This window comes from Streptococcus suis (genome assembly GCF_017601095.1).
Classification (GTDB): Bacteria; Bacillota; Bacilli; order Lactobacillales; family Streptococcaceae; genus Streptococcus; species Streptococcus suis_Z.
This window is the reverse complement of sequence record NZ_JAGFUX010000001.1, coordinates 1-17,518: the sequence shown is the minus strand read 5'-3', so window position 1 is coordinate 17,518 and position 17,518 is coordinate 1. Positions and strand designations below refer to the sequence as shown.

The 17,518-nt window shown below is 33.1% G+C and carries 16 protein-coding genes and 1 pseudogene; all 17 read right to left on the bottom strand.

All coding sequences use genetic code 11. The annotated features are described in order from the left end of the window. Positions 1 to 349: 349 nt before the first annotated feature. Positions 350 to 439: pseudogene (locus tag J5566_RS10765) on the bottom strand (DNA recombinase); the annotation flags it as partial. Positions 440 to 1,085: 646 nt separating this feature from the next. Beyond that, a complete protein-coding gene (locus J5566_RS00075; RefSeq protein ID WP_208561570.1) occupies positions 1,086 to 2,840 on the bottom strand; it encodes a recombinase family protein in 1,755 nt (584 codons plus the stop codon). Positions 2,841 to 2,893: 53 nt separating this feature from the next. Beyond that, the gene (locus tag J5566_RS10735) at positions 2,894 to 3,022 is read right to left on the bottom strand and encodes an SHOCT domain-containing protein (RefSeq protein ID WP_000438255.1); all 129 of its coding nucleotides are present in this window, start codon (positions 3,020 to 3,022) and stop codon (positions 2,894 to 2,896) included. A 322-nt stretch (positions 3,023 to 3,344) separates the two neighbouring features. Next, on the bottom strand, positions 3,345 to 3,749 hold the full coding sequence (locus J5566_RS00070) for a sigma-70 family RNA polymerase sigma factor (RefSeq protein ID WP_000878635.1): 405 nt from the start codon (positions 3,747 to 3,749) through the stop codon (positions 3,345 to 3,347). Between the two features lie 267 nt (positions 3,750 to 4,016). Then, a complete protein-coding gene (locus J5566_RS00065) occupies positions 4,017 to 4,733 on the bottom strand; it encodes a NisI/SpaI family lantibiotic immunity lipoprotein (RefSeq protein ID WP_001226539.1) in 717 nt (238 codons plus the stop codon). A gap of 122 nt (positions 4,734 to 4,855) precedes the next feature. Further along, complete coding sequence (locus J5566_RS00060) at positions 4,856 to 5,542, bottom strand: hypothetical protein (RefSeq protein ID WP_001033677.1); 687 nt, start codon at positions 5,540 to 5,542, stop codon at positions 4,856 to 4,858. Then, positions 5,520 to 6,257 carry a lantibiotic ABC transporter permease gene (locus tag J5566_RS00055; protein ID WP_000181737.1) on the bottom strand — a complete coding sequence of 246 codons (738 nt, stop codon included), beginning with the start codon at positions 6,255 to 6,257 and terminating at the stop codon, positions 5,520 to 5,522. The genes J5566_RS00060 and J5566_RS00055 overlap by 23 nt, the downstream gene beginning before the upstream one ends. Next, on the bottom strand, positions 6,250 to 6,951 hold the full coding sequence (locus J5566_RS00050; protein WP_000452012.1) for an ABC transporter ATP-binding protein: 702 nt from the start codon (positions 6,949 to 6,951) through the stop codon (positions 6,250 to 6,252). The genes J5566_RS00055 and J5566_RS00050 overlap by 8 nt, the downstream gene beginning before the upstream one ends. A gap of 189 nt (positions 6,952 to 7,140) precedes the next feature. Continuing rightward, entirely contained in the window at positions 7,141 to 8,484 is a 1,344-nt protein-coding gene (locus J5566_RS00045; RefSeq protein WP_000977993.1) for a sensor histidine kinase, read from the bottom strand. Beyond that, positions 8,462 to 9,160 (bottom strand): response regulator transcription factor, encoded by a 699-nt coding sequence (locus J5566_RS00040; protein ID WP_208561569.1) that lies wholly within the window; start codon positions 9,158 to 9,160, stop codon positions 8,462 to 8,464. Before J5566_RS00040 ends, J5566_RS00045 begins: the two co-directional genes overlap by 23 nt. Before the next feature lie 40 nt (positions 9,161 to 9,200). After that, positions 9,201 to 10,574 (bottom strand): S8 family peptidase, encoded by a 1,374-nt coding sequence (locus tag J5566_RS00035; protein WP_000719507.1) that lies wholly within the window; start codon positions 10,572 to 10,574, stop codon positions 9,201 to 9,203. Between the two features lie 96 nt (positions 10,575 to 10,670). After that, complete coding sequence (locus tag J5566_RS00030; protein WP_000261812.1) at positions 10,671 to 12,554, bottom strand: SAG1250 family conjugative relaxase; 1,884 nt, start codon at positions 12,552 to 12,554, stop codon at positions 10,671 to 10,673. Next, a complete protein-coding gene (locus J5566_RS00025) occupies positions 12,541 to 12,906 on the bottom strand; it encodes a MobC family plasmid mobilization relaxosome protein (protein ID WP_000431640.1) in 366 nt (121 codons plus the stop codon). Before J5566_RS00025 ends, J5566_RS00030 begins: the two co-directional genes overlap by 14 nt. 2 nt (positions 12,907 to 12,908) lie before the next feature. Beyond that, the gene (locus J5566_RS00020) at positions 12,909 to 13,271 is read right to left on the bottom strand and encodes an SAG1252 family conjugative relaxosome accessory protein (protein ID WP_000140674.1); all 363 of its coding nucleotides are present in this window, start codon (positions 13,269 to 13,271) and stop codon (positions 12,909 to 12,911) included. Between the two features lie 337 nt (positions 13,272 to 13,608). After that, the gene (locus J5566_RS00015) at positions 13,609 to 16,152 is read right to left on the bottom strand and encodes a Spaf_1101 family AAA-like ATPase (RefSeq protein WP_000601012.1); all 2,544 of its coding nucleotides are present in this window, start codon (positions 16,150 to 16,152) and stop codon (positions 13,609 to 13,611) included. Beyond that, positions 16,153 to 16,920, bottom strand: coding sequence for a type II toxin-antitoxin system toxin PezT (pezT, locus tag J5566_RS00010; protein ID WP_001235242.1), 768 nt, complete (start codon positions 16,918 to 16,920; stop codon positions 16,153 to 16,155). It lies immediately after the preceding gene. Continuing rightward, positions 16,920 to 17,396: a type II toxin-antitoxin system antitoxin PezA gene (gene pezA / locus J5566_RS00005; protein ID WP_000578719.1), complete on the bottom strand. Its 477-nt coding sequence runs from the start codon at positions 17,394 to 17,396 to the stop codon at positions 16,920 to 16,922. Before pezA ends, pezT begins: the two co-directional genes overlap by 1 nt. Between the last annotated feature and the right edge of the window lie 122 nt (positions 17,397 to 17,518).

Here is a 17,518-nt window from a genome sequence, read left to right as displayed (position 1 = left end):
GCCTTTGCTTCTCGAGACTATTTATTTTATCTTGGAATGATAAATAGGCAACGAGTTCTTTTATTGCATTTTTAAAATCTGTTAAACCAATAATACTATTTAATTCCTCTAACTTTTCAGCGTTAGGTATCATCATTGAATACTGTGTATCATTACGACTATTGAGTAAAAATTTGATCAGGTCAGCACGATGACTTTTCTCGAGCTTTTTTAAAAAATCAGTTTCCGTCAACTTCTCAAACTTATCCAGATAAACCTTTTTCTCAAAAACACTTCTAAATTTTTCAATCATTTCTCTCCTACTGTAATCATCTTGCGTAATTAGATAATATGTTTCGCCCTCCTCCATAAGTAGCCAACGATTAGCTTTCACAAAATCTTCTGTTTGTTGTTTTAAAAATTCATCAGGATTTGTTAACTCAACTTCAAAATATTTCATTTTGCATTCCCTCATATCATTTATTGATAAATTGAGTTTACAAAAAAGAGTGGACAATTTTTGTCTACTCTTGACCTTTAAAATAGTTTTTTTAAAAACGATTTGAAGTTGCCTAAATTATTACTTATTCGGTAAAATGCAGTATTGCTTTCAACAGCTTTCCTTCAACTACGCTTCACGTGATTCAAACAAGGTGGGGACGTTTCTATTCCCACAAACTCCTTGTCAATGGAAACAAACACGTACCCACAGGGTAAATGGAAATAGAAACTGATAATTTCTAGCTATCACTTCTACCCACTCCAAAAATTTACTCACTCTGATACTTCCCCACCTCAATACAAAAAGCCTTGGTTTCAAGGCTTTTCATTATACTTTTCGTTCAAAGGTTTCTAGGCTTTTACGAGCAGTCCAACACACTCTGCGGTTCGCTGTTACCGCATCACTGTGTTCTGCGACAGCTATCGCATGGGCAGAACATCTGCTTCTACTTCGCTGATAAATCAACTCGTACAAGCAGTGATACTGCCTCAACATGATGCGTATTTGGGAGTTCAAAGGTCCTGCGGACCTTTGAAGCAGCTTGCCAGAAAACAAGAGAGCAAGCTGGACAATCTAATTGCGTTTTTCTAACAAACTCACAACTTCAATATGTGTAGTCTGTTCCTTGAGAATACAATTTTTTATCCTCGTCACTGTTTTGAGGACACAATTTATCTGTTTCTAGTTTAGCATTTTTACGTTTACTTTTAAATTGTTTACCATCCTTGTTTTGAGTTTCACCTGTTTTGAATATTATGGTTAACATTGCAGGATCAATTTCTCCGTCGCTATTAACTCCACCTACAATAATTTTCTCAACAATACTTTCAAAAACTGCACGATCAAACTCCGTAAGCATTTTCTGTGAAGATAGCAAGTGCTTAAACTCAGTTAGTCTTTTCTTTACATCGATTTCTGATTTTAAGGTTGTTTCAATATTTACCTTCTCTTCTGCTAGAAACTCTTTTTCTGAGGAAATTTCATTGTACTTTTCATTGTATATGGTATCGCTAATTTTCCCTTCGAGCCTTAGATTTACAAGATTTTCCTCTTTTTTTAGTAATGTTCGAAGTTTGTTTGTAATCCTTTTTAGTTCCTTATTAAGGCTATTGTCATTCAATTCAGATTCAATCGTTTCAAGTAAGTCTGTCATTAAGTTTTCATTTGAATGATAAAGTTTTCTGTAAGCTTCCATGAAAGCCCCCTCAATAGCGAGCTCTTCTAATCCTTTACTATGCTTACAAAATTTCTTTCCTTTCTTTATCGATGTAACACAGTGCCACACAACCTTGCGATAATCTGAACGGCAGTGCCAACTTCTTCTAGATAATATTGAACCACAAAAACCACATTCTAACATGCTACTAAAAGCATACATTTTTGAATAGCGTTCACGCTTGCCATTTACATTTGCAGCAGTCTTCTTATTTCCTGCTCGACGAAGTCTTATCTCCTGAGCTTTCTCAAAGTCTTCTTTAGATATTATAGGTTCATGATTATCTTTGATGTAGTACTTATCTTCTTCACCAAAATTACTTAAACGTCTCTTGCTTATTGGATCCACTGTAAAAGTTTTGCCCATTAGAATATCGCCTTTATATTTTTCATTCTTTATGATTCCTAAGACTGTTGTATCATTCCAATGATCTAATCCTCTCGGCGATTTGTAACCTAGTTCATCAAGTTCCCTTGCAATTACTTTTCCTCCAATACCTTCTAAGTACCTTTCAAAGATATAGCGAACTATTTTGGCTTCTTTTTTATTGATTGAAAGTTGCTTGGTTTCTACATCATAGTCATACCCCAAGCATCCTTGAAACCCTATCAATTCACCACGTTGCATCTTCATTTTTAATCCTTTTTTCACATGAGCAGATGTATTTTCTACTTCTTGCTGTGCAACGGAGCTTAGAATAGTCAAAAGCAATTCTCCATCCATTGTTAGGGTATCTATATTTTCTTCCTCAAAATATACTCCAATTTGCATATCTTTTAACATTCTGACATATTTCAAAGTATCTAGGGTATTCCTGGCAAATCTAGCAATTGCCTTTGTGACAATGTAATCTATTTCTCCATTTACACAATCATTTATTAATCGTTGAAAATCTTGTCTCTTTCCTACTTGTGTTCCTGAAATCCCCTCATCTGCATAGATACCTGCCAGTTCCCAATCCGACCGCTGAGAGATATAATCTTTATAATGTCTCACCTGAGATTCATAGCTGTTCTTCTGATCTTCGCTATCAGAACTAACTCGGCAATAAGCAGCAACCCTTTTTGACTCTCTTTCGAAATTGTCGCCTCTACGACGAACTAAAGAATCAGCTTTTATTATTTCAACATTATTTTTTTTCATACTGAAATTCCTCCTTTTGATTCTATATTACCGCGTTCAAATCAAAAGGTCAGCTAATTTGTGTACTTAATGCGCAGTCTATTTTTAATTTTTTCATATTCCTTTTTAGTCAACATATTTCTGGAATATAAAAAATTAAGCATTGAAAGTTGCATACTATATTTTACTACTGATTGTTCCAAAACTTACCCTCCTGATAACATGTTACTCTTAGTTATTCTCTGTGGGTATGACTGGTTATATCAATCATGGGAATTTCACCCGCTGTCCTTTTACGTTGGCAGCCTGAACGGTCAGAAGTATCATTATCATTATTTGTGTCATGGCAGATAGGTCACCATCCTATTTTTGAATAAATGATTTCCGCTCATTTCCTGGCGCATTACATTCTATTACTCAACAAATAAATAAAGTCCCACCTAGAATTATTCAATTGTCAAAGGGCAAAAAGAGACTAAAAATTCCTCTCACTATAAAGAGTGAATTTTTTAGTCTCCTGTTTCCTTATTTTTCAAAAAATTTTCGTAGGTTGTCCAAAATTGTATTTCTCATCCGAAATAGACTAGTCGCAGACATCTCATGCTCTATTGCTACTTCTCTGATGGTATGCTCTCTAAAATACAGAGCATCAATGATTTTAAACTCTTTATCAGATAAGGTTAATAAAGCCTCATTTAGTTGCTCAATAAGGAGCTTGTTTTCTATAAAACGTTCAACATCAACAGTTGTATCAGGCAGTACATTTGCTAGCAGTAACCCATCTACTTCAAATGATGAAAAAGGTAATACTCCAAATTTCCTATCTTTTCTATTCAGATACTTCTCGTGATTGACCAATTGCCAGTAGCTTTTATAAACCGTTTCTGTTACGGGGATTTTACTACCTCTAACGTGAATATAATATTTCATTTCAGCCTCCGTTTATGATTTTTTCTTAGTCATAAAAGGAGGGCTCCTTATCTCAACCATAGCTATTTCTCACTTTTATCAAATCAAGGAGTTCTCCTCACTATAAGAGTGAAAATATGGTGCTCTTGTTCCAAAAAAAATTATATGTACCAAAAAACAGCAAGCTCTTCTGAACTTGCTGATCTATATTTTAATAAGTTTCTGTTTAGTAGGTAACAATAAGATATTTTGCTATATAAGCAATGTAATACCTAGATAATCTATAATTTATTCTATGCGCGCTATTCTAAATTCATTATTAATCTCAACAGCTATGGTTCCTTCTTCTGCTAACAAATAAACTTCTCCGTAATCCCAAACTTCTCTTTTTTCATTAGAATTAGAACCAGAATAATCTATTTTATTTAGTTCCGATTTAGAAATTTCTTGTCCCGTATTCAAAATAAATGTTTTTGAATCTGCTATTACTCCTAGAAATTCTTTTAGTTTATCATCAGATACAATATCAGATGAAATACGAAATTTTTTATTATTAAATTTAACTATCCTACAATCAGATGGATCAATTGCAAGTTCCCCACCTGCTGAATTATTATTGAACTCTTCCAAGCTCAGCATTTCATTATTGGATTGCACATCCGAACTCAAAGAAACCTTATAATAAGAATCATTTATAGAAATAGCTAAACCATCACTAAAATTATAGAGCCCACTATATGCTAATGATACTGTATCACTATTACTTTTAGTAACAACTTTCTGGCTATTTCTATCAATTACTAATGTTTTAAAAAAAGATTCCTTCACAGTACCTAGATCATTTTCATCAACAATTTGATTCATGATTGTATAATCATTTCCTTTATATGTAAATTGATTAAATGATTGATCATGAAACTCTATTGTTTTATTGTCTACCAATCTACATGCAACTAAAGTACAAATTCCAATAAGAACAACTAAGCTAAATAAAATTTTCCTCATGCTACTTCACCTCCTTTATAACATCATCAAATAATAATCTTTAGATTTCAAAATATGCTGTCATTCGCTTTTTATCTATTGAATTTTGTTGTATTCTACTCTTTTAGTGACCTCTAACCAATTTACCTCTTTTTACATATTTTTTGAATTTCAACATTATTCATAACAGCTAAATTACAAAAATACGATAATATGATAAAACCAATTAAGTATACTAGAATCATAAAAATTTCATTTTTCCCAATTTCTAGGATCATATTAACAGGTAAAACGATAGGCAACCAGAAGTTATTTAAAAATACTTTATTGGTTGCAAATATAATAAACAGACATTCGATAAAAGAAATTACTAGATTCCCTCCCTTTCCCATGATAAGACTAAGTAACATATGGAAATGGTTAAGTAAGACTAATAATAACCAAGTAATCACACCAACATACGCAAAGTAAGAGAGTCTATTAAATTCAACTCCTACCACTATCCAAACTGGAACTCCCAATAAAACCATAAGTAAGTCTGTCGAAATAAGCTTTATTCCCCAAATAATTCCACTATTTTTTTCGCTTTTAATATTTTGAAAGAAATTTGCTTTTTCCTCTTGTTCATGAAGAAAAATAGAGAAAATTGATGCTAATATACAATATCCTAACATAGGTAAAAAAATGATATTTTCAATTACAACTGAATTATTTGTAAACTGTAAATAAAGAGGAATTGTGAATAATTGAATAATTGATAAAATTAAAATAAGATTTAAAGTAAGAGAGCCTTTCAACTTTAGCAACTCACTTTTTAGAATTTTGTTCATTAGTTATCCTCCACTTCAACAAACTAAGGAAACTCACAAAAACTAAGATTGAAAGAGATACTGATATTAAAATTGTCGATATTTCAACTCCACTTAATGCTGCCTCTAAATCACCTGAGGGTTTTAAATGTAAAAGAGCATAAGCAATTTTATAGTGATAAGTATAAGGAAATATGAACCAAACCGATGTCTGAGCTATTAGAGGAGCAACTAATAAGCAAATAAGAGAATTTGTAGCCAACAACAAGTAGGGATTTATCCACTTTGCTAGAAAATATAATAGTGGTAATACCCAAGCAGAAGAAACACCAATAAGTAATAAACAAATCAAATCTTTACCAATGTCTACTGATATCACACCTGAAAAAAGAAATGAGATGCCATAAAATATTATCGTAAAAATAAAGGTTGAAATCAAAACATCCTTGAACTTCAACAGTATCTTCGCTAAATAAATAGTAAACGTATATCTACCCAAGCTAATATTTTGAAACGCACCTGCATTCTCCTCCGCGCTATAATCAGCTAAAAACAATAACCCAAGGAGAGTGAAAAGGAATCCTCCCTCCCACCAATAAATTGAAAAACTTTCTAAATTGAGAGGTCCTGCTAGTATGAAAGCTATAAAAATTGCTAGCAAAGGAATAAGGATTAGTAATTTTTTATCAGAACTAGATTTTTGCTTCAGCCACTCAGATTTAAAAATATTAGTCATTTCCATCACCTCCATGGACAATTCTAAAGAATAGTTTTTCTAAATCATTTGAATTCTTATTAATATCATCGTAAAAAATCTTGCCCTGATTCAGTATAACGATTTGATCCGCAATTTTGCTGACTTCACTTAGTTGATGGCTGGACAAGAGGACTGTCATTCCAGATTTTTTTAGATCCCTAATTAAATTTAGCAATTCTTTTATCCCATCTGGATCTAGACCATTAGTTGGCTCATCTAAAATTAATAAATCAGGATTGGTAATAATTGCCATTCCTAAACCAAGTCGTTGCTTCATTCCTAATGAAAAGTGCCCTGCCTTCTTTTTTCCAGTATCAGATAAACCAACCAACTGAAGTACCTCATAAATTCTTTCATCTGGAATATCATGTAGCAATGCTCGTGTTTTTAAATTGTCAAATGCAGAAAGATTCAAATAGATAGCAGGAGATTCTATCAACGCTCCAATATCAAATCTATTTTCTTCTACAATATCCTTATGCTTTCCATTGAAAATGACTTCTCCACTATCAGCTCTTTCTAACCCAAAAAGAATTTTCATAATGGTGGATTTCCCAGCCCCATTTACTCCCAGAAGACCACAAATAGTACCTTCTTCAATTTTAAATGAAACGTCTTTTAAAACCTCTTTGTCTTTATAGCTTTTTCTTAGATTTTGAATGATAACTTCCATTTTTTCTGCCTCCATTTCTTTTATTATAATACAAAAGAAATTTCAGTATTTGTTCAGAAAAAAATTGAGCAAAAAGTCGATATCTCTTTGATTTTTTCAAATTTTCGAAATAAAAAATCGCATAAAATCAACGTTTTTAAATGAAAGATTTCATGCGGTTTTGTTTATATTAGGCTTTTTGACCAGCCCCTAAAATTTTTTAATTAATAAAGTGACCTGTGCACCACCATTTTGTGGATTTGAGAGTATTAATTGACCTTGATGTCTCATAGCTATCTTTTGAGCAAATGAAAGTCCTATTCCGTAATGCTTATCATTTCTTCCTTTATTCTCTGTGTAAAAAAGTTTTCCTCCATCTTTAAGAGACTCTTCTGTAAATGGTAAACCATTATTCCAAATCTCAAAACTGATAAAGTTGGAACTTTCAGATATAGTCAGTACCACCTTGCCCTCTTCTGAACAAAATCTAGTCGCATTAGATAAGATATTTATCAAAGCTCGATCTAAGTTGAGACGATTTCCTTTAATCACTCTGGTATGGGATTCATTAACTATTTGAAAATTAATTTTTTTTGAAGACATAATATCTCGACATTCTAATGATAATTCATCAAGAAATTTTGATAATTCAATATCTTCCTGATAATTCTTATCCTCAATTAGCAATCTTGAGTAATTAACCATTGAATTAAAATACTTTTCAAATATACCAACACTATGATTCATTGAGGACATAAAATCTAATTGTTTTTCATCTAGATTAGTCATCTCAAGCAACTCGATATTCCCCTTTAAAACAGTTAATGGTGTTTTAATATCATGTGCTAATGCAGCAACTTGAAATGACAAATCTTCTTTATCTTTTTTCTCCATTTCTAATAACTTTGTCAACTCTTCGTCTTTTTGATAAAGCGTCAATAAAATGTTATTACATTCTAAGATTGCAGTTTCTTTACGTCCAATATCCATTCCTGGTATTCCCATATTCAGAGATATTTTTTCAATTAGACGAAAATTTTTTGTAAATTCTCTTAAGAGCCTAATAACAGAGATAGAGATGAGTAATAATTCTAGCACTATAAAAAACAAATAAGAGACTAAATTATAGGAAATATGTCGAAAGTTTCGATTTACAAATTCGGGCATTGTTGGTCTTCTAATAACCAAAATAAAATCTGAGTTTTCATATTTTGTAAACAATATAGAACCCTCGCTAACCGAACTTCCAGTATCAAAAACTTCTTTATAATGTTGTAAATCCTGTTTTTGATAATTTCCAGAGACCAATTCGCCATTATCGCTATCAAACAATACATAATCAAAGACAGAATAATCCATTTGATTCTTAATACCGTTAGCAGATTTACTATCACTAATTGAAATATGATAGTCTGTTCCATATGTGTTCAACTGACCTGTAAAAATAAGAACGTAGCTCAATACAAGCAACATAATAACATTTGCAACTGTACCAATCACTATTTCAAGAACTGTCCTTAAAATCCGCTTATTAATTGAATACCTTTTCATCATTCCACTTATATCCCATCCCCCTTATTGTTTTAATGGGATTAATTCCATAGGGACCAAACTTGACTCTAATTTGATAAATGTATTCCGAAATTGAACGAAATAATGCATCTGCTTCATCACCATAGACACATTCATAGATTTCTTCTCTTGTATAAACCTTATTTGTCTTACTAGATAATAGCTCTAAAATATCATATTCCCTTTTAGTAAGAGAAATAGCTTCACCATTAACACACACGAGTTTTTCTTGAAGGTAAAATGTTAGTGGAAATAATTCTCGAATAACAGATTCATTAGATTCAGCATTTCTATAACGTTCTTCTCGTTTTAAATGCGCTGCAACCTTAGCAACTAGTTGATTAACACTAAATGGCTTTGTGATATAATCGTCACCACCGAGATTTAAGCCAGATACAATATCATCTTCAGAATCTTTTGCACTGACAAAAATAATCGGAGAGGATACTGATTTACGAATCTGTTTACAGATTTGCAGACCATCAACATTTGGCATCGTAACATCAAGCAATATTAAATCAAATCCATCAAAATCACTTATTTTTATAGGAAGCCTAACTTCTTGATAAGTCGTCACATTATAGTTTTTCATTTCTAAAATTGTTCGCATCAATTTTACAATTTCAAAATCATCATCAACTACCAAAATCTTATACATACTAGGTACCTCTTTTATCTCATACTACTATTTTACACTATTATTGCACAAAATTTGTAATATTTAGTAGCCTAATTTGTCCATTGTTTCCATTATTACTAAGAAAACAATTATCATATAAAATTCGAATAGCTTCATCTGGTTGGTCCTTCAAATTATACTTTTCTATAATCAATCCTAAAGCTGCAGAGACTTTAGGAGTCGAAATTGAAGTCCCATATGCATATGTATACTTTCCTTCAAGCGTTGGAACAAGAATCCATTCTTTTTCATATAATTTATCAGCTACCCATTTATCATATCCTACTTTAGAAAGCGCTTGACTTCCACCTCCTGTTGCATAGATATCAATGTCGCCATTCCCTTGATTTGAGAAACTAGATACAAGATCATTATCATCTACTGAACCAACTGTAACAACATTGTCTAATTCAGCCGGAATATCTTGTACAGTTCCATCAACTTGACTATAATCTTTTCCTCTTAAACTACCAAGATAGTTTTTTAATTCATCTTGATTCTGTAAATCCATCCCTTCATCACCTACTGAAGCAACGACAACGGAACCTTGATTATGAGCATAATTAATTGCCCGTTGATAGATATTGATCAAAGCTGTATCATCATCTTCATCAGTGGAATCTCTTAACAAATATTCTCCTAAACTAAGGTTAATAACATCAACATCATCTTTTGCTGCTTGAATGAGCGCTTTGAGAATCCATTGGTCTTGAGCATTCCCTTCATCAAAAACACGATACATTCGTATTTTCATGTCAGGTGCTATCCCTAAATATTCTCCACTTGATGAAATTTGTCCCACAACAGAGGTCCCATGGCCAATTTTATCTACAACATTTTGGTTATCAACTATTCCTGTTTCCAAATCTGATGTGAAATTTTGTACTGAAATAATGTGTGAATAAATATCTGGATTATCATATGTAATACCAGAATCTATTACACCAATTGTTGCTTTACCAGAAGACTTATGTTGAAATTTACTTCCAGTACTAATACTCTTTTGCATATCCCACTGATTTCCCCAAAAATCTAAATTAGTATTTGTATAAACCTTGTCCCCATACAAATAAGTAATATTAGGCTTTACAGTCATAGTATTATCTATAACTATGTCATCAATATAATTAGAGTTTTCTTTTTTTATTGTATCTTCACTTTTTTCGGTAGAAATAGTTAAAAAATTTATTTCAGGTATTTTATCAGTAACTTTAATTCCTTGACTTTGTAAAACATCTTCTACATCCTCAATAGATTTATTTTCACTAACTAAAACATTATAACTAATTTCCTTATTTTCATTAGCACTTACTCCTGATGACACAGAACCGCTAGCTAATATAACAATAAACAATGATATAAAAACATTCGACAATAAGCCTATCTTTTTCATAATATCATCTCCTTAGTTTTTTATTCCTTTTTATCAATTTTATTTCAGAATTTCTTCAGAGTACTCAATATTTGGTATCAATAAATCCGAAAAATGCTATTCTTTCACATTTTTTTCACTGTGTTCAAATTTTAGTTCATCCTTGCTTGAGTCTATTTCATTTAAAATTTTGACAAACTTTTCCAACCTCCTTATTAAATACTCATAATCATCTATTGACTTATCTAACTTAATTTGATAGATTTCGATTTCTTTCTCAACTTGTTCCAGTTTTATAGCCGCAGTTAGATTCATCTTGGCATAGTCATATTTGGCCAAGCGGCGGTTCTCTATATCGTTATTGTCCAGGTTAAGCAAGACTTCCGCAACCTTGTTGAGATGATCTATGTGTTCCTGAATCTCTGTAATGGTCAAATCTAATTGAGCAATATCCTTAATAATCTCGTCTTTAATATCTTGATAAGACTTATTCTCCGTACCCAACTCAATAAGAAGATTAATCTCTTCAATCTTTTTCTTAAGTGTGTCAATGGTCGGTCTTTTTCTTTTAGAGATAGTCTGGCTATCATTGGTTAACTGACGAATGAGTTCACGCCCTCGCATATAGCGATTGAGTTCGGACGCCTCCTTATTGTAAATGAAAAATTGTGCGGTCTCACGGATAAAGGCATGGTAGTGTTTACCACTCTCTGTCTCTTTAATATCTAAATGACGGTTTGGGATAAAGACCAAGCCATCTTTTTTAACGCCGTAGTTCATTCTGATAAAGAGACCATCTTTGACTAACTTATCAATCTGATGGTCAGCTAAGACGACATCAAACTCTTGAACCTGGTCTCTTTTCTCCTTAAATGCCTGATAAGCCTCTTGCAAGTCTTCATAAGCTAGCTTTTCCTTATCTTGTTCCTCACAATATCCCTCAAAGTCGGAAATAAGTTGCGACTGGTCAATATCAGGAACTTCTCCACGTTTCTCAAAGTAAGTTTCGAAAAATTGAACATCGTAGAGATTTTTGGAACTGACTTTTTGATTATTGACTGTAATGCTCTGACTATTTTTTGTTAGAGTAAACGCCACATTCTTTTGTTTTAGAGACATAGCAAGGTTGAGTTCTCTTGCAAACTCCAAAAGTTGTGAAAGGTCACGAACTCTGGGTAAGAGAAAATCTAAACATTGCTCAATCGCTCGCTTGGCAAAGTGCTCTCGAAAGTATTCCTCGGTATAGGGTTGACGTTTATCTAGTTGCTTGCCTCGAATAACTCGCTTCATGGGCATATCCGTCATCAAAAAACGAGCGTATTTTCTTGAAAAATCAATCTGAACATTCAATGCTTCTGCCTTGGATAAAAAGTCGTCAAAATCCTTACTATTCTCCATCAGAAAATAAAGACGTTGCTTCAATTCAAATTTGTGATTACTTTTGCGATAGGTCACAAACTTCTCATGAGAATAACGGTTCGGTGTGATAATTTTGGCACCTGCTTCTTTGGAAAGACGGTCAGAAATCATCCGTAAATTTCTCTCCTGAGCATAATCCCATTTGAGTTTCTTATGAGAATTGAGGTCAACAGAATTGATGAGGATATGGTTATGAACATGCAACCTATCCGTATGGGTTGTCACAATAAAGCGAAAGTTTCCGCCAGTCAACTCCTTTATCGTCTCATAACCAATACGATTGATTTCTTCAGGTGTAAGATTATCCTCAGGTGAGAATGACTGGATAAGATGATGAGCATGAATTTTATTTTGCTTGATTTGTTGCCGGTCATTTCTCGAATCATAAAGCCTATCATTATTGACAAAGTTTGCCTGATACATCTCAACTATTTCTTCATAATTAGGGAAGTCGAGGTAATTGCTCATTCCAAAATCTGAAACCAATTTGAGTTGGTCAGTCTTAGCTGGATTTAGAATATACTTGATAAGACTTTTACGGTATTTGTTGCCATGAACCGCAAAATGTTTAGTGACTACCATAAAATTCCCTCAACTTTTGACACTTGACATAGAAGTCCTTATCAACTTCCGCAATCAGCTGACCTATGCCCGTTTTCAAATTATCTCGCTGCTCTACTGTCAGAAGTTTTGTCTGATTGACTGTTTTAGCTATCTGGTTAATGTTATTGCCAATTCGACGTAATTCAAAAACCAAGTCTTGGTAGTTACTGGTATCAATTGTTAGAAAGGTCATATTTGGATTAAGCAAAACCTTTCTGGCATAAGCAGAAAAATTTTGACAAGAACTTTGGCTAATATGATTGTTCAGGTTCGCAAGTTCCTGGTCTGTTAAAAAGACTTTTTTGAGATTGGTTCGATAACGATTTTCCATATCTAACCTCCCATATACTTATCTCGAAATTCTGAACTGAGTGGTACTGCCTTCTCTACTTCTGTCATCAGTTCTTGAACACAAGTCAATATAATTCTTAAGTGTTCTGACGTGACCTGATGGCCTCGTTCCGCTAGAGTTGCTACCTGTAAAATATCTCTACTGATTTGTTCTATTTTTTGAGATTGCCACAGAATAAACCAATCTCTGATGTCATCCTTGTTATTGACAATGTCCAATAGTTTTTGTCTAACAAAGGGAGAAAACTGCTCCGCATTCTCCTTTCTCATCAGTAGTTGAATCTGCTCAAATTCCTCAAGCGTCAAGTTGATTTCCTTACGAATTGTCCGATAACTTTCTGTCATGATGATACACTCCTTCTCACATTTCCCTCTAGCGGGTTAGCACCGATACCATATCTGATACGGGGGCTCCCTAAAAGCCTCAAATCTTCCCTTTTCGGCTTTTGCGAGCTCAGATATTGTGTCCACAATATCCCAAAAATCTTATCGCCAGCCGACCAAAACCTTTGAGTTTTGATAGCCGATGATAAGATAACTTGGTGGCTTCGCCCCCAAACCCCCAGTGAAAAATCATGGATTGATTTTTTTAGGAATGATATTAGGATAATAGAGGTGATTTGGAAAAGGTATCACAAAACAAAAAGTAGGATATTTCTAACCTACTTTTCATTTCCTTATATTATTCAGAAAGAGCTGTCTCATATATGGACATCTTATGTTTAAATGAGTCTCTTCCACCTTCCAATTGATTGATAATATGGTTTTTTATAAATTTTTCACTAACATATCCCTGTGATTCAATCCAAGCATGAGCCCCATCTGATTCCATAATTACCACTTGATCGGTCATGGAATTTGTTACAATTGTCGCATTATGGGTTGCTAAAATAATTTGTCGTTGAGCTTTCACGTCTCTAAACTGTTGAACTAAATGTCTGTATATATAGCGGTTATCCAAATTATCTTCAGGTTGATCAATAATTAATGGTCTGAAATCCTTTGAATAATCACTATATGCTAGTAAAAAATCTAACATCGCTACAACTTTTTGACCCAAACTTAATACACTAACTTCTTTATAAAGAATGTCAAGATGTTGTGATGTTTCTTTTGAGTTAATGTTAAACTCCAAAAAAAGTCTTTCATTGGCTACGTGTTCTTTTAGCACTCTCTTTAACTCATCTAGTAAACTACTATTTGCGATTAAAGAATAAATACTAGTTTTTAAATAGGGTATGTTAGAATCATTAATCTCGGAATTATTTCTCCACTTATTCTCATGTTTTGCAAAATTCTCCTCAGAAATATTTTTTAATAATATAAAATACCTATTAGGAATATTTTGTTTCAAAATAACGTTAACAAATCCTTTTATTCCTAACTCCTGATAAACAAGGTATAGAATATCTGCAACATCCCGCTTACTAATTCTATAATTTTCAAATGAGAAATTGAGAGTTGAATTACTTTTGAAAAGAGTGCTTTCAAAATCTGGTACTTCCCATCTATCAATTTGCTCATAACAGATTCTTAACTTACCAACTTGAGTTTGATTGAAATCATCAATTATTTTGAGTATTGAATCCTTACGAACTCTCCTATATTTATCAAGTTCCTGTAGTTTAGCTTCGAATGATTCTAGAGTCTGAGTTCTTAAACCATAGTTTGGTCTCGGTAAATTTTTATTTTTTAGCATTAAGTCGGAAATAAATTCTGTAATTTTTTCTCCATCCGCTGTTCTAACCAACTCATTAACAGAATATCTCCTATCAAACATTTTTTCTAATATTCTAGTTTTATCAACTAATTTGAAAAATTTTCCCTCAACTTTGTATACTTTCGTATATTGAGAGCGTGTCCACTCTTTGATAGAGTCAGAATTGTAGTTATAAGGATATCCATACCTATTCTCACGATTTTGCCCATAATATTGTAAGATATTGTCCCTATTTTCCTGCAAGACATCTGGCAAACTAACCTCAATGATATATTCAGCATCCTCTAAAACATAGAGTACAAAAGCATTTGCATGGTTACATAGGAATTCTAATTTACTCTGCTTGTCGCAATCCTGAGAAAGTACAAATTGTAACATATCTATTAGTGTACTTTTCCCTGTACCTCTCCCTCCAATTAAACAGTTCATAGATGGTGAGAATGTTAAAAAGAAGTCTCTATCTTTTTCTAACTTATCACCTGTAAGAAAACTTCTATCGCCTCCACGACTTTGAATGTATAAACCTTTTATGTAAGACTTTTGTTCAAAATTTGGTTCAAATAAACTTACTGATACAGTGTAATCAAGCAAAGCTTCTTGGAACATTTTAAAAGAAATCTTTCCACCTTTTATCCACATATTATTCTTTCCGACTGAATCAATATCATGTGAATCATTATCTAATAAAAAATTTGGTTCACAATTAAAATCTGTCAATAAACGATTTTTCGATCCTTCAACAGAATTTATATTTTTTACACCAATAAATCGTGTATTTTCTTTTGTAAAAACTTGTCTCTTATATGCACCCGACAAGTGAGAACCTTTTTTCAAAATATTATAACTATTGAAATGAGCAATGTAGTTAATTATGTTTTGATTATTAAAATCTTTCATGATAGTCAACGAATGCTGATAACTTCCATCTTTTTCACTTATAATATTTTCACATAACCATTGATTAACCCAAGATTCTTTTTCATGATCGTATATACAAACAATATGTAACTTATCTGCTGCACTAATTTCTACTCCATGTAAAATATGAGGATGTATATTATAAGTCGGATAGGTTCTCGTTATAATTGAAACTGCTGTTTGAAGTTTTTTAATACCTTTGGTAGTATTATGATCAGTTACTACAACTATTTCTATTTCATTTTTTAAGATAGCTTCTGCTAACAAAAGAAAACTAATGTACTCTTTTGGGCTAGAAAAGATAACTTTATCAAAGCTACCAAAAAATTTTGTTTTATCAACTTTGATTTTCTTATTTTTGAAAAATATATCAAATAATTCATCTTCTGTACTTTTTCTATATTTCGTTGAAGTCCAGCTCGAAAATAGCTTATAATCATAAGAAACAGGTGTATGTAAATGAATCAAGGTCTTATGAAAACTACCGAATTTCTCTTTGGTATTTGTTAATTCTCGATAAACAGATTTTATCTTATTATTAAATCCTCGCAATTCTAACCCCCAAAAAAATATTATCTTTAAAATCAATTATTTATTTTTCTCAAGTAATTCCTTAAGTAGGAGTTCACTCTCCTTCACCATCTCCTCCTCTACCTTGCTCCATTTTCCAAATAGGCATTCTTGTAGCACTTCTGCTGCGGAACCTTCAGCAGTTTCAGAATCATAGATACAAGTTCTATCTCTTTGATAAATTTGAATCTGGTCAAAGAGATTTTCACTTTCTAACTCCCTCAAGTTATCAACCAAGTTCTCAACAATCCCATCGTGGTGTTCTTTTGGTGTTGCTCTAGCCTGAGTCGGATCGATGGCATAAAGCTCTTCGTAACGAATCAAGGTGCTGAGATAAGAAAGCTCTGGTTTGGTACCAATCACTGCTAAGGAAACTTGGTAACCTTTAGAAGATAATAATTGAGCAGTCTGACGAGGAACTTGAGTAGTTCGCAAGGTTCCCTCAATCAGCAAATGGTAGCCTTGCGTACTGAGTTCATCAACCAACTGTTCTACCATTTTTCCTGCAAATCCCTTGGTATAGTCCACGCTATCCTTGCCATACTTTTCTTGCAGGGCTAAGTAATTGGGATGCTGAGAACGGTAGCTGTCACCATCGATAATAATGATATTACCTTGAAATTCCTTTTGCTTGATACGATGAATAGTCGTCTTACCTGCTCCGCTTTGTCCACCAAGCAAGATAGCTTTCGGTTGATCTGGAATCGTCTTTCCTCGGGTTAAGGCCCGAATGGTTCGCTGCAAGGCCTTCTGAAACTCAGCCTCACTAAATTCTTCCAGTCTCATTAAGCCACCACCCGATGATGCACCATGTCTAACATCCGCTCTATACCATCTAAATAGCCATTGTAACGCTCTATTTCATCGAAAGTAGCGACAAGGTAAATTTTCGTATTGATCAATTCGGCCAAGTCATCACTCATCAAAATCCAAGGATTAGATTCATCATCAAAAACAATATCTTGACTATCCTGGTATCTATAAAGCTTTGATAAAATGGCTGCTCCACGTTCTTTTATCACTTCTACTTTTAAAGTCAGATGGTAATCTTCGACAGGTGTTAACATCTTGTCCTCTCCTACAATATCGACATAAGAAACGTTAAATTTCTGACAAATACGGTCGATGAGTTCAGTTGAAACAGTGCTGGTACCATTTTCGTAGCGACTCAGGCTATTGCGTGAAATCCCAACCATTTTCGCAAATTCTGGCTGTGTTAAATCGTGTGTTCGGCGTAGTGATTTTATATTGTCTCCGATCATAGATAAAGACCTCCTCATATTTGCTTTCATTATACCATAAAAAACGGATAACGCACCATATTTGGTGCATTATCCGTTTTTAGGTTTCTTCGATTGCTTAAACTCCTCTATTCGCTTCTCCA